Annotated in this window: 7 protein-coding genes; 4 read left to right on the top strand and 3 right to left on the bottom strand. The window is 61.1% G+C overall.

Features of this window, described 5'->3' with window-relative positions; all coding sequences use genetic code 11:
• The first annotated feature begins 333 nt into the window (after positions 1 to 333).
• Both IPM54_40380 and IPM54_40375 read left to right on the top strand, forming a co-directional pair.
• On the top strand, positions 334 to 2,052 hold the full coding sequence (locus IPM54_40380; GenBank protein ID MBK9266030.1) for a HAMP domain-containing protein: 1,719 nt from the start codon (positions 334 to 336) through the stop codon (positions 2,050 to 2,052).
• Positions 2,053 to 2,133: 81 nt separating this feature from the next.
• A complete protein-coding gene (locus IPM54_40375) occupies positions 2,134 to 4,839 on the top strand; it encodes a hypothetical protein (GenBank protein MBK9266029.1) in 2,706 nt (901 codons plus the stop codon).
• Between the two features lie 8 nt (positions 4,840 to 4,847).
• On the opposite strand, the gene IPM54_40370 is transcribed toward IPM54_40375, so the two are convergent.
• Positions 4,848 to 6,086 carry an aminotransferase class V-fold PLP-dependent enzyme gene (locus tag IPM54_40370; protein ID MBK9266028.1) on the bottom strand — a complete coding sequence of 413 codons (1,239 nt, stop codon included), beginning with the start codon at positions 6,084 to 6,086 and terminating at the stop codon, positions 4,848 to 4,850.
• An 838-nt stretch (positions 6,087 to 6,924) separates the two neighbouring features.
• Here IPM54_40370 and IPM54_40365 point away from each other — a divergent pair.
• Positions 6,925 to 7,263: a helix-turn-helix transcriptional regulator gene (locus IPM54_40365; protein ID MBK9266027.1), complete on the top strand. Its 339-nt coding sequence runs from the start codon at positions 6,925 to 6,927 to the stop codon at positions 7,261 to 7,263.
• A gap of 13 nt (positions 7,264 to 7,276) precedes the next feature.
• Here IPM54_40365 and IPM54_40360 read toward each other — a convergent pair whose 3' ends face one another.
• Positions 7,277 to 8,224, bottom strand: a complete 948-nt coding sequence (locus tag IPM54_40360) for a radical SAM protein (GenBank protein ID MBK9266026.1) — start codon at positions 8,222 to 8,224, stop codon at positions 7,277 to 7,279.
• 1,959 nt (positions 8,225 to 10,183) lie between these two features.
• Between IPM54_40360 and IPM54_40355 the strand changes: the two genes are divergently transcribed.
• The gene (locus IPM54_40355; protein ID MBK9266025.1) at positions 10,184 to 11,530 is read left to right on the top strand and encodes a hypothetical protein; all 1,347 of its coding nucleotides are present in this window, start codon (positions 10,184 to 10,186) and stop codon (positions 11,528 to 11,530) included.
• Positions 11,531 to 11,585: 55 nt separating this feature from the next.
• On the opposite strand, the gene IPM54_40350 is transcribed toward IPM54_40355, so the two are convergent.
• Positions 11,586 to 14,183 carry a radical SAM protein gene (locus IPM54_40350; protein MBK9266024.1) on the bottom strand — a complete coding sequence of 866 codons (2,598 nt, stop codon included), beginning with the start codon at positions 14,181 to 14,183 and terminating at the stop codon, positions 11,586 to 11,588.

The following is a 14,183-nucleotide window of genomic DNA, read 5'->3' as shown; positions in this document are numbered from 1 at the left end:
GAGTGCTTGCCGAGGTTAAGAGCGCCAGGGGGGCGCGTGCAAGGAGGCGGTTCATTTCCCGCACGATCGTCCCGCGCCGGTGCCCCTGGGGATGAACAGAAACTCAGCAGTCTCGGCGTTCTCGTGAGTGTAAGATCGAAAACGGTATTTGTGCCAATACGCCAGAAGTCCCTCCGACGCGCAGCGTCGGCGGCGGTTGTCGGGTGAGGGTTTGATGGGAAAAACCGGAACGATGTGGCGCTCCGTCGTGATGACACAGCCTCGGACGCGCTCGCGTAGGAATCGCTTCCGCGTCATCGTCGTTGCACCGTCGTGACTCTTGCCGCGCGATTGATGATCGCATTCAGCTTCGTCGCCATTCTCGCAACGGCGCTCGTTGGCGTGTCTTTGCGACGTTCGACGCGGCAGACGATCGAGAGGGATTACGATCGTCGTGTCGACGCGGCTGCGACGAGCGTGCAGCGTGAGTTCGGGCGGGAGGTGCGCGCGCTAGGTGCGTTGCTCGAGCCACTTTGTGCTCACGATACGTTCGTCGATGAAGTGCGCACGGCGCTCGAGAAAGAGCGTGGAGATGCGACCAAGATCCATGCAGGCAAGCGGTCGGCATGGACGCACTTCGTACCGAACCAAGCGCAAGCGCTCGCGCTCGACGAACTGTCGCTCGTCACGGGTCAAGGGTTTGTCTTGGCAGCATCGGATGTCGCGCGGACGAGCACGACGGATGCAAGATTGGGCAAACTGCTGCGTTCCAACGCGGGATCGGCTGCGTCGTGGAGAACCGATTCGTCGGGCGGTGCGGGCTTTCTCGAAGCGTTTTGCACGCACGGAGAGAAGGGCCTCGAAGTGGGGCTCGTGGGGGCACGGAGCGTCGGTGCGATCCTCGATCGAATCGGCCTTTCGTATGGGGTCAAACTACGCCTGGCGGGTGACGATCGTTCACCCAAGAAGGTTGCCGATGCCGTCGTGCGTACGGTCGACGTCAAGGACGTGCCGGGCATGCGCGTGGTCATCACGGCAACGAAAGAAACGCTTCACGCGGCGCTTGCCGAGCTGGATCGAGCTGTTCTCACTGCGGGTGCAGCGGCGCTTCTCATTGGACTTGGTTTGGCGGTCATCCTGGCTCGAAGTTTGTCCCGTCCGATCGTCGAGTTGGCGCGTGAAACGAGAGAAGTCGTCGTGGGAGAACCGCGGACGATCGTTGGACGGGGCAGCCGCGAGCTCGGCGAGTTGGCGAATGCGTACAACCGCACGATCGCCGAGCTGGCATCGATCCGTAAGCGACTCGCGGCCGCGGAACGCATCTCGGCTCGTCGCGAAGTTGCGCGGCAAGTCGCGCACGAAATCAAAAATCCTCTTGCTCCCATCCGCGCTGCGGTCGAAACGCTTCGCCGCCTTCGAGCGCGCGACGATCCGGCGTTCGACGAATACTTCGAAGAAGCCACGACGACGGTGCTTCAAGAGGTGCATCGCATCGCCAACATCGTCTCGGAATTCACGAAGTTCGCTCGGCTTCCGCCGCCAAAACCCGAATCAATCGACCTCGTCGAAGTGGCCAAAGGTGTCGTCACGCTTCACGCCTCCGCAGGCGAAGGCCTCGAAAAGACGGGAACCAAACGCGTGGAGCTCAAGGCCGACAAGATCCCGAACGTGATGGCCGATCGTGATCAGATGGTCCAGGTCCTGACCAACCTCGTCCAAAATGGTCTCGACGCTGCAAGCGCGGTACGTCCCGATCCGCGCGTCGTCGTGACCATCGATTTGGCAGCGGATGGCAAAGTGCGCATCGTCGTCCGGGACAATGGCCCGGGTGTGCCGCCAGAGATCTTGCCGCGTCTGTTCGAGCCATACGCGACGTCGAAAGAAAAAGGCACCGGTCTGGGACTGGCGATCGTGCATCGCATGGTGTTCGAGCACGGCGGCGAAATCATGTATCGCGAGGCCACCAAAGGCGGCGCGGTCTTCGAGATTCTGCTGCCGATCACGGGACCTCCGCTTCTCGACAAACCTCCCGCCATCGACACGACATTCCGTCAGGACAAGAGCCCGTCGTAGAGATCGACCGCTCGGGGCGTTCGTCTTCCGTGAAACGTCCAAGAGGTGGCCGTGCTCGGCTGCGTCTGGCATGGTCCAGCCATGCGAAGCTCGCCGGCTCGTGTAGCGTTTGTCCTCACGCTCGTCGCCTCGTTGTCCGTCGGTATTGGTTGCGGCAGCGCGACTTCCAAGACAACCGCTCGCGGCAGGACACGGCCCGCCATACCTCGCGTCGAAACTGTCGTTCCGAAGGATACGGCAGCGCCACCACCTGCGTTCTTGCCGTCCCACGTGATCGCTCGATTCGACGATGAACAGTCGGTCCCGTACGTCGCGCGTCGAGGCGATGAAATGCTCCTGGTCTTCAACGCCAAGGGCAAACTTTTCTCACGCCTCCTTGGCGCCGACGGCGCGCCGAAGGCCGAACAAGTCGACCTCGGCGTAACCGTTGGCGAAGTCTTCACGGCCGCAGTCGCTCCCGTCGGTGAAGGTTGGCTCGCGACTTGGGTCGAAGGCACCAAAGGAAACGCGACCGTACGCGCCGTATCGCTCGATGCGTCGGGTCGTCTTCGCAGTGGCCCCTATCTCCTGGCGCAATCCGCCGACGACGTGAGCTTCATCGAGATCGTGGAAGGGACAAACTCGGCGCTGGTCGTGTGGGAAGTCCCGCGCGATGCGTACTTCGACGTCATCGCCGTGCCCGTCAAGCTCGGACAAACTCCGCCCCCGAGCATAGTGCTTTCGAAGCGCGTGATGAGCTGGGGGATGGCTCCAACCGATGGCGGCGCAGCCATCGCGACGCTCGTCGACGCGGCGACGGAAGCATCCGAACAGGGTCGAACGGGCCGCGTGCTGTATGCCGACGTCGGTTTCGACGGAAAGGTATCGCCGCCCGTCACGGTGAGCGCTGAAGCAACGGCGCACGGCGATCTCATCGTCACACGCGTGGGAGCACGCACGCTGCTTGCGTGGACCGACGTGCGCGAGATCGATGCGAGTGTGTACGTTGCCGCCGTCGAAAAAGGTGGCCGCATCGCAACGCCACCGCGGCGAGCAACGCCGCCCGTGGGCGAGCAAGCCCTCGTGTCCGTCGTGGGTGGTGCAGGCGCGAAGCCAAAGGCGCTCCTTGCGTGGGAAGATCTGCTGCGTTCCCCGCGCGAAGGACGGCTCATTCACCTCGGCATCCTCGATGCAGACGCGATGCTTCAAAGCGAACGCGCAACGCTCGTATTCAGTGCGAGCGGTCCGCCGGACATCACGCCCGACGGTGACGGGTTTGCCGTGACAACCCTCGCGCCCATCGGTTCGGCATCGCTTCCTGCGGCGGCGGAACCGCCCATCTGGCCCGCGTTCGTGCGCTTCGGCCCCGACCTCTCCGTGCGCGCATCCGAACCGCTACGCGCCGAACCGTTTGCCGCGACAGACGGAATCCCCGAATTGACACGGTCACTGTCGTGTCACGGCGGTACGTGCACGACGCTTGCCTCGATACCGGGCCCGCCCGCGACCGTCGCGATGCTCGGTTTGCCCGTGCGCTCAACGTCTTGGCAATCGCCCGCATCGCGCGATCCCAGCGAATCGCCGCCCTTCGCCCGCACCGTGACCAGCATCTACGACGGCGAACACTTGGCAAAAGTGTCCTCCACCGAGCTCTCTGGCGGCACGACACTCGCCGCGTGGGTCACCTACTTCATCGAAAGCAACGACGTCGCCCAGGGCAAACCCAGCAAAAAAGCCGAACCGCTCGCGGTCGTCGGTGTGCGCTCGGTGTCACCCACCGGTGAGCTTGGAAAAACCCAAATCCTGTCGGATCGAGCCGTTTCGATCGGCGGCGTTGCGCTCGATGCAGCACGCACATCCAAGACGAACGAAGCAGCCATTGCCTGGGTTTCCCGCGACAAGGGCGAGACCCAAGTGCAGCTCGCCAAACTTGGGCCCGATGGCGCCAAAATCGCACAAAAAGCCCTCACCACCGTCAAACGCAAAGCCAAAAAAGGCGACGTACCCAGTGAAGCGAGCGACGTGGCCATCGCATACGCCCCGCCCACCGATCCGCAAGGCGGCGCCGACGACGGATGGATCGTCGCTTGGGTCGATACGCGCGACGGAAATGCCGAAGTGTACGCCGCACGCGTGGATCGTTCCTTGCGCAAAGTCGTCGCCGATCGGCGTCTCACCGACGCGCCCGGCGATGCCGCCGAAGTGCAGATCGTCATGCGCGGCAAAGAAGTCGTCGTGGTTTGGAGTGACGCACGGCAAAGCACCGAAGAAGGAAACGGCGACATCTACGCCGTTCGTCTCGACGCACGCACGCTGCGCGAGCTCGGTCCGCCCATGCGCCTCTTCGCCTCGCCCGGCCATTCCCGCTCGCCTTCGGTCGCTCTTGCAGGCAACGACGTCGTCGTCGCATGGATCGAAGACGCAACCACGGACGCCGCAACGGCCGATGCCGGCGTTCGCATCGCCGTCATCGACAGTCGTGGAGCCCTCGCCGGCGCGCCCGTCCTCATGCGCGCCGAAGACCGCGGCACCATCTCCTCCATCGCGCTCACGTGCACGGCCACGCAGTGCCGAGGCGCAGCCGCATCGGCGATCCGCGACAGCATGCAAATCGACGCGTTCGAGCTGAGTCCCGGTGCGCCACCGGGTCCTCGCAAGACGCTCGTGGCCCTCTCCGGCGGCGCCAATGCCGATGTTTCTCCAGCCTTCGCCAACGCGTCCGCAAGCACGCTGCTCTTCGGAGACGAATCCGTCGGCGGCAACGGACGCGTCCGGTTCATGTCGATCGGCTGGTCCGCTCCCAAGTGAACGTTTGACTACCAATCATCCATTCGTGGACGTGGCGCCCCGCGCAATTCCGCAAGCGCATCGTCCATGGAAGCGAGCACCTGTTCCGCTTCGTCGACGTTGTTCGGCCAATGTGGACTGAAACGAAGCACGCCGTCGGGCAAAGCGCATGAGACGCCACGCGTCGCCAAGGCCTGGTGCAGATCGACCACGGAAATATCCGCGGGCGGCAGAAGTCCCAAGATGCCGCTTCGGCGATGCTCTTCGGCGGCTCGAAGCGATGTGAACCCACGCTCGACGAGGCCCGGTTCGACAGCGTCTGCCCAGCGCATCACGTGCGCCAAAATCTTCTCGGGACCAAGCGCTGCGACGAGATCCACGGCAGCTTCGAGTCCCACGAAGCCAACGGTGTTCATGCAGCCCGTCTCGAACATCGCCACACCCTGCTTGATAGGCGCGCCGTAACGCATCAGGTTCGGTCCTTCGGCGAGAAAACGAAGGCCGTCTTCTTGGCTGAGCCAACTCGCAAGATTTGGCACGAGCCCCGCGCCTCGCTCCTTGCGCACGTACAGAAACCCGGTGCCCTCGGGCCCCATCAGCCACTTGTGCCCACCCGACGCCAAGTAATCGATTCCAAGCGCACGGACGTCCATCGGCACGATGCCCACCGCCTGAATGGCGTCGACGAAAAGCTCTGCTCCATACGCGTGACACAGCTTCGCGATCGCTTCGATGGGCATGCGCAGCCCCGATTGAAATTGCACGGCACTGACCGCAACGAGACGCGCACCATGGGCCAGCGTTTCCTCGAGTCGCGACAAACCCCGCTCGTCGCTCTCCTGAAAATCCCGCACCTCGAGCATCACGGGCTCGAGCTCGAAGTGCTTCGCCGCTTGCAGCCAAGGCGTCACGTTCGCCGGGAATTCGCCCTCGAAGAGGACCACACGATCGCCTGCGCGCCATGGAAACGAAAACGCGATTGCGGTCACCCCGTACGAAGTATTCGGCACGAAGCCGATTTCATCCGCCGATGCAGAAATGAGCTGCGCGAGTTTCCCACGCAGGCGCGCGCGTTGAGCGATGTACACGCCATACGCCCCCACACCTCGACGCCCAAAGTCGACCAGCGCATTTTGCATCGCTCGCCGCACGGGCCACGACGGAGGCGAGATGGCGGCGTGGTTGCAATAAACGAGCGGTTCGAGGTCTGGGAAGAGCTCCCGATCGCCGAGCGTTGGCGCAAATGAAATGTCACCCGTGCGGCTCATCGTTTTTCCACTCCGCCAGTGCTCGCCTTTGAGCCGCCAGAGAATGAGCATGCCAGGATGCCCGAAGCAACCGTTGCCAACCGGACGAGCGAGCAGGGCATCGCAAAACATGGAGCGGGGCCGAAAAATTCGGCGCCCGCGCGACCCTCCGTCGATCTTGATCGTCAATGACACGTCATGACGTCGAAAATGGTCCCGTTCTTTGCAACTGCGGGTCAATCCTCGCCGTCCCCGCATGGTGTTGAAGGACGAACCCGATTTGTCATCGGGGACTTTCCGGACGCACCCCCGGGGCGAACCACTACGCGTAAGTTATTACGCGGCAAACGGAAAAAAGATTTACGCGGCCCTTGTCAATCGTCGTGAACGAATGACTCGTGGTTGTCTTGGTATACGGTGCTGCACCGAGACGAACGGCACCATGCTTTCTAACGGTTTGGCGCTCTCGCACGTTGCTTTCGATTGTCGTGGGCGGTTCGAACGCGCCTCGTGTCGACTGACTATTTTTCGACGCCTTGGGAAGACGCCCCTACCACATCGGCGTTTGATCGGCTGAAGGTCGCAGATCGCTGGGCAGGAGCATTGGCCGACGGAGACTTTGGCGCGCGAGAAGTATGTAGTCGTCATAACTGTAGCCAACTTTCGACAAACGGATTCCCGTGCGCGAGGGTCCGTGTGCAAATGGTTCGTTTTTCTAGTACACAGGTTCGTCGGAGTCATGCATCATGACTCGAGTGCTTGCCCAAGCATTCGTGGGGGGCGTGAAAAACGTCGCTCATGAAACGTAACAGCCCGACAAACACCAGGTTCAAGACCCGGCACGAGGAGAATTCAAAACATGCCGCGACGAACTGTTCCCGATCCTTTCGCTTCTCAGGTAGGTACGCGCATTCGCGAGCTTCGCTTGGAGCGAGGCATGTCTCTCGCGGAGCTCGCCGATGCGAGCGAGCTGTCGAAGGGGCATCTGTCCAGCGTCGAGCACGGGCTCGCAGCCATTACCATTCAAACGATTTCGCGTTTGGCCAAGGGTCTTGGCTTGCCGCCGCTCTACATCCTCACGTTTTCGAGCGACGACGAACGAGCCCATGCAACGGAGCTCGTTCGCAAGCTCCCGACGGATCAGGTGCGCAAGCTTCGCCGTCAGCTCCAGGTCCAGCTCGGCATCAAGAAGCGCTGATCCAAGCGTCCTTTCACGCCCACGTGTCCAATGGCGACACGCACGCCTCACCGAACAATTCCACTTCGATATGACGCACGCCAAAGCATGCCGATCGTGCGACGCAGCGCTCGCACGCGGGCACGTGTCGCCTGAAGTCCACCATTTTCGGCACGGGTTTGCCCGCAATGACGCGCCGGTCTCCGCCGAATGCGCATAGAGGTGGACCGCAGGGGCCATCGAGTCCTTGCACGGTGATGCCCAGGGCCAGGGCCCGATCGATCGTTTTGCGAAGGGCCAGCCGAGCTCGCGCAGGATCCGGCACGATCGCAGGCAAAAGCGTGCGATCGAAAGGCTCGGTCGGTTGCGAAATCATCAGGCTGGAAAGAAGCGGATGCCCGCCAAACGTGTCGTGAATGAAGTCTGGCAACGAGGCCAAGTGATCGATGCCTTCGGCCGTCATCACGGCATTGAGCACGACGGGAATGTTTGCTTCGAGCAGCGCGTGGATGCCTCGCACGGTGCGTTCGTGCGTGCCCGGCGCGCGCGTGATCGCATCCGAGATGGCCGGATCGCCGCTGTGCAGCGACACGAATGCTTGGCTCACGCCCGCTTTCGCAAGGCGCTCGGCATGCCCCGGTTTGGCCGCTTGAATGGCGTTCGTTTCGAGCGTCACGTTGGTAAAACCCAGCGCACGCGCGTGTTCGACGTACCGTACGAGGTCCGGATCGAGCGTGGGTTCGCCGCCGGAAATGATGAGACACGTTGCGCCGGCGGCGCGCAAATCTTCGATCCAGCGCAAAATTTGTTCGGCCCCGTATCGGCCCCAGTCGCGACCTTGCCAGCACATGCCGCAGTCCTGGTTGCACGAAAATCCCGTGCGCACGAGCCCTTGAGGTTCGTCGAGGCCTGCCACCAGTTGTCGAAAAAAACCAAGCGGTACGGAGACGGGCAAGCGTGCAAGTTCTCGGGCGTGCACCATCGCCCGTTCGAATCGTTCGGCCGTGGTCGACTTGGACAAACGCGCAATCATCACGTCGAACGCCCGCGCAAAACGTTCGGCGCCGGGCGCGAGCTCCGATGCTTCGACCTTGGCTCGACCCGCCCTTTTGTCCCATTCGATGCGTAACCGGGTCACGGGAGTTTTCGTTCCAAACAGAAGATCGATTCCACGTTTGTCCGCATTGATATCGAGCAGGGACAATCCAAAAGCTGGAAGTGTGACGGGCAATGTCGGCGCGTTTACGAGCGCTTGTGCGATGAGGCGCTTTTTCTCGGCAGCTTCACCTTCGACGTTTGGAGGATCGCGAAATAGCGTTCCTTTTGGCCGGTTCGAATCCTGGTTCGCCGGGCGTTTGTCTGCCATGGCACGGATGACGTCGTCCACGGTCACGAGCGTTTCGTCGGCGGCATTTTCGATGAGATCGAGCAGTGCTTCGAGGAGCTGCGGTTCGTCTCGGCCACCCTTCTGGGCGATGTATTCGGTGGCCAATTCAGCGATTTTGGCGACTTTGGGGTGACGAAAACGAAAAGGTTTGGCCGGCAAGTACCCATAACGAGCGCTCGCGTCGTCTTCGGGTCTAGCATAATCATCCGCCAAGAGCCCATCGCGTTTGGCGAGCCAGTACAGGGCGGTGTCCGGATAGAGGCGCACGCGGGACAGCAGCAGGTGTCCGCGAAATCGATCCATGCGCGTTTGCCGGATGCAGTCGAGGTTCGTCCGCAGATCGGCAAGGGTCGTCCACGGCGTGAACATGATGAACCCGAATGCTGCGTGGGACAAATCCACGGCGGGAGCATAATCGGCATGCCAGCGGTGAAGTGCACCCAAGAATTTGATGAGCGTCTCCGATGTCGCTCCTTTGTTGAAGCGATCGAGCTCGGTTTGCGAAAAGTTTTCGATACCGACGAGAAATGGGGCAAGCTTGATGGACGAGCGTTTTGCGGCTTCGAGCGCTCGGACGAATCTGCCCGAATTTTGCAGCCACCAATCTGCGCGGGATTCGATGAGCAACGTAAACGGTCCGAGGCGTTCTTGTTCGGCGGTTTCGATGAATTCGGTGAGATAATAAAAAGGATTTTGATCGCGCAAAACCAGCGTATCGAGGTCCGGGGCATTCGTACGCAAGTACCGGAGCTGTAGCAATGCCCATTCGAGCGCTTCTTCTTTGGGCTTGTATTCGTAATGGTTTCCCGTCGTGCAAAACCCGCAGCCACGACCGTATTCTTTGGGAATGTCGACGCCGGAAAAGACAGGGTTCGACCGAGCATCCGTTTGGTAAGGACAACCGATGTTGCCCGTAATCGGAAAAGAAGGCGCTTTGGGCCGCGAGTCGGGCGTCACGTACACGGGTTTTACGTTGGGCGCATAACGTGGCAATTGCCCCGCGAAAGGCGGGCGCCCGGCCATTTCATTCAACAAATCCACGACGGCTTTGGGATCGGCCGGACAAACATGGTGCGCCGGGGCTTGGGACAAATCATGCTCGCCAATCAATCGCACGAGCGTGGCGTTTGGAAGTTCTTTTGCAATGCGCGTGACGAGCGCCGGATCCCAGAGGCGTTCGTAGAGAATCGTGGGATAATCGCGCAACGTGGCTATCAATGCGTCCCACGCGACATCGACGTCCGGTGGCACGTAAGCGACGACGAGGTCATTGTCGAGGCCCGCTGCGCGCAAGGCGCCCGATACGTGATGGAGGATGACGTCGTCGAGGAATGACCGGTCGCGATGGCTGTGGAGGCTCAGGATGGCCGCCGGAAGCACGGCACCAGGCGGCGCAATGCGGGCAGCCATGGGTTGCGGCGGACGGCCCGCCTCGCGAATGAGCGGCAAGGAGCGCATCGAGGGTTGCGAGAAAGTACGCTACATGCGGCGGGGGCATGGGGTCAAATGGATTTGTTTTTACGTCAGGGTCTCGAATAGAGTACAGTGTTCGCGGTGCGCGCTCCCGTCCTCGTTCTCGGCTCGAATCCCGTACATCTTGGCGAGGACGCGCTCGTCGAACCGCCGGACGCAACGCTTGGCGACATTGAAGCGCTGCTCGAAGCAAAACCGCGCGCAGCGCTCATAACGTCGGGCGGTGAAGCTGGGTTTTTCCGAGCCAGCTTGTGCCTCGAACGCGGGGTTTTGCGCGTGGTGCTTCGTCGAGGGGCATTCGAAGACGCTTGGGAACGCGAGCTTTCGGCGCGAGCGGCGACGTTCGGTGCTGAGCTTTTCGTGCACGATGATGCACGTGGGTACGGTCGAGTCAAACCCGGGGCGCGTTTTTCAGTGGGCGCGCCCGATGCGACGACATGGACGCGGAATGCAAGCGGCCTCGTCATCGACGCAGCGTGGGAAGAAATCGCGCAAAATGCCGTGCCGCTCGCGATGGACCCAGACATCGAAGGATTGCCCTCGAACCTGGAAGAAGTCGCATTCGTCAATGGCGACAAACCCGTTTTGTACCTCGTCGTGCCGACGCATGACGTAAATGCTTTGCGCTCGAAATATTCCACCGCTATGCTTGTTTGTCATGAAACACCATTGTACGTCGAAAGCGCTACGGGCAGGCGCGTGTACGAAGTTGCCAGTCGTGAAACGAATTCTCACGTGTTCATTTCGAATGACGCAGCTCTTGCGCAACGTGCGGCGCGGCTTTGGGACGAAGGGTCGAGCCGAAATGCGGTGGCCATTGGTGAATTGATGGGCTATCCGCCCTGCTGCGTGGCAGCCTTCGTGGCGCTCGGGGAACGAGGCAACAACGCGGCGCTCACGTACGTCACGGCAGCGCGCAGCCGCGCCCTCGGTGCAACATTTCACGCGTATCTCAATTCGGCGGTGAGACACGTCATCCCGTGTACGCCGTGTTCGTTTGGGTGTTCGAAGGCAATTCGGTTCGCGGGACGAGTGCTCGAAGCGTTGGAAAGCAGCGTATCGTCGGCGTTATGCAAAGCGCTCGGGCGCCCGGTGCTGTATTTCGACGAGGCACGGGCGATTGCGTTCGAAGGAGCGCGAGTGGATGCAAAGGGAATCGAATACGAGGAGGCGCGGTTTTTGCCTGCCTCCGCGCCGCTCGATCCGGACGAAGAATTGCGCGCACGACGGCTCTTCGGGGCGCTCTTGGCTGGCCCGGGAAAGTTTGTCATGAAAGACGATGTCTTCGAGGTTCACGCCGGAGGGACGGTGCGACGAATTGCTCGGACAAACCCGAAGCTCGGTGTGCTGTTGCCGTTTCCGGTGGAAGAGATCGCTCAACCAGCATTGAAACATCGGCTCAGAACGGACACCCAGTCCGAACGGTAGTGAGGACTTTTTATCGTAGCGGGGTTTCAACTCCCCGTGGTTCGCGGTGGCGCCGTCACCAATCCCTTTGACCGCCCGGCAAAAGCGCAGCTTGATTACGCCGCCCAATGGGCCGACGCGGCACCTCGAGCAAAAATCGCGTCACCGTGGCCTTGTCGTATTTGCGCGACAACCAAAATAGATCATATTCGTTGATTTTATCGAGCGTTCGAATGTGAAGGTCGTTCATCCGGGCCAAAATGCGATTGCGAGACGCGTCGATCTTGTCGCGCTTCTCCTCCCACAGCATACCACCAATTTCGTCATAAGCGAGCGTCGCTTGTCCAGTCTTCAAACGATCGAGACCAGGACGAAGCACGATGCCCGCGTCTTCGGGGACGACGCCCATGCCCGGGAAAAGGTAAAACCCTTGAAAACACCCCACGATGTCGATTTCTTCAGCCAAGGTTTCGACGAGCCCAATCGTCGCATCGACGTCGGCGTCGGTTTCGTGAAAATAACCGGCAATGAAGTTGACTCGGTTGATGATCCCCGCGCGATGCGTGTTGCGGAGCGTTTCGACGATGTCGCGCGACAAAAGACCCTTCTTCATGAGCTCGAGGATCTTGTCGCTACCAGACTCGGCCCCATAATTGAGCAGTAGACAACCCGATGCACGCATGAGCGACGCAAGATCCGCGGAAATGTCCGTCGGTCGGCATGAATCCGTCCACTGAATGTTCGCCTTCGAATCCACGAGACGCCGGCAAAATCGCTCGAGTAGCCGGGGGCTCGGATTGACGAGGTTGTTCAGGAACATGAAATCACGCACGCCATATCGTTCGGTAAAGGCGAGCAATTCATCGACGCTCTTTTCGGGCGCCTGAATGTCGAGCCATTCCTTGGCGCTGCAAAATTCACATTTCGCCGTGCAGCCCTTGATGAATCCATAAGGCAAATATGCAAATGGCTCGATGGGCTCACCGTGATAAAGACCCGCGTGCGTCAAGGCGTCGAGCAGTTCGGCCGTGGGTTTGCCCAGGTATTGGCCAATGTCCACATCGTCGAAATCGGGCCGCGGCATGGCATTGAGGTGTGACCGGATGAGCTTGTTTTTTGTGATCGTTTCGCCACTGCGCGACCAGACGCCGGGGATGTCTTTGGCACGCCTGTCCCCGTACGCTTCGAGGTGCAAAAGACCCAAAAGCGGAACTTCTCCGTCGCCATCCACCACGTAATCGAACGCGTCGGGCGTGTCGAGCGCCCTGTCACCATCGACTTGGTCTCGTTCGCCGCCGAGCACCGTGGGAAACCCAGTATTCGTTTTGACGAGCCGCGCGAGGCACGTCGCGATGTTCATTTGAAAATGACCAAAATAATCGACAATGGACAAACCGACGAGAATGCGGCGGCCGGATTGTTTGGCGCCCAAAAGATCCAGGCCAAAAGATGCCCAAAGTTTATCGATGGCCGCTGCAATGGCCGCAGCAGTCTTTCCTTCGAGCCACGCACGCACCTGGTCGTCATCAGCAAATTCTTCGAGCGGATCCTGGCCGTGAAGTATCTGCAAATCGACGACGCGCGTGACGAATCCATGGCCCCGCGCAAATGCAGCGAGGCGCGCGGCCGCGAGCGACGGCAATTCGAGCTCGTCGTAACTGTTTCGATATCGCGGAACATGAACGAGCAATAGCTCGATGGGCCGCGCGGGACCTCGCTGCGCATAACGCGACAATGCCGCGAATGCCGTGTTCGTGCTGCGTGCAAGCCCCTCGAAGGACGCAGGAGAGGGCGCCGCGCGCTCGAATGTGGCAAGCACGTGTCGCACGGCCACTTCGAGCGGGCTCGGCACGGTGTCCAAATGCACCGGCCCGTCGCGAAGCATTGCCTTGCGCGTGAGCGACGAACTTGTTTTCCCCCACCGACAAACCAATGCCCCTCGACGCATGACCACTTCGATTTCGAGCGATCCTTCGCCTTGCATTTCTTCATCGAGGTCCACTTCGACGACGACGTCACCGACGCACGCATTGCAAACGAGTCTATCGGCTCCGGGCGCAGAGACGACTTCGGTCACTTCGAGCTTTTCGGCAGCTCCGGGAAGTACGGCGTCGAGCACGGAGAACGCGTTCGTGGCGAGCTTTGCAATGCGCTGCTTCGCTTCTGCGGAAATGTCGAATGCAATGCGACCATTGGCAGAAAATGGCGAGCGCGTCGAAGCGCCGCGGGGAATTCGACGACCCGCCGGAGAACGCACCGCAATGCCGACGACGTTTCCCATGGATTCGCGGCGGGTTTCTTCGACGAGCGCGAGGAAATTGGGGTCGAGGACGCGGGCGCCGGCATCGACGACGGATGCATGTGGATCGCCGGCGAATGCAGCAGCAAGCCCGGGTGCTGCGACGACGCGAACGCCAGATGCAGCCACGGAGGCACAAAGCGCGCGCGCGTCGTCTGGCGAAATGTCATCGCCAAGAACGATGCAGCCCGGTTTGTCTTTCAAGCGGGCCGCGAGGTCGGAGGCTCGGCGCAACGCATCCGCGACGGCGGTCGGCACGATGAGCGCGGCGTGCGCGAGACGCGACAGCGGCGCGGTGAGAGCTCGAGCGGAGGTGGGACGCGCAGCGACTGCAACGATGATCGGCTGCCGTTTGTGCTGCGCGTCCTGCATCAC

Source organism: Polyangiaceae bacterium, assembly GCA_016715885.1.
Lineage (GTDB): Bacteria > Myxococcota_A > Polyangia > Polyangiales > Polyangiaceae > Polyangium.
The sequence above is the reverse complement of the archived record's forward strand: the minus strand, read 5'-3'. Positions and strand labels throughout refer to the sequence as shown.

What these genes read in the sequence shown, in the direction of transcription:
- IPM54_40380 (MBK9266030.1), top strand. Translation starts at nt 334, where the DNA reads ATGATCGCATTCAGCTTCGTCGCCATTCTCGCAACGGCGCTCGTTGGC.
- IPM54_40375 (MBK9266029.1), top strand. Translation starts at nt 2,134, where the DNA reads ATGCGAAGCTCGCCGGCTCGTGTAGCGTTTGTCCTCACGCTCGTCGCC.
- IPM54_40370 (MBK9266028.1), bottom strand. Translation starts at nt 6,086, where the DNA reads ATGAGCCGCACGGGTGACATTTCATTTGCGCCAACGCTCGGCGATCGG.
- IPM54_40365 (MBK9266027.1), top strand. Translation starts at nt 6,925, where the DNA reads ATGCCGCGACGAACTGTTCCCGATCCTTTCGCTTCTCAGGTAGGTACG.
- IPM54_40360 (MBK9266026.1), bottom strand. Translation starts at nt 8,224, where the DNA reads ATGGTGCACGCCCGAGAACTTGCACGCTTGCCCGTCTCCGTACCGCTT.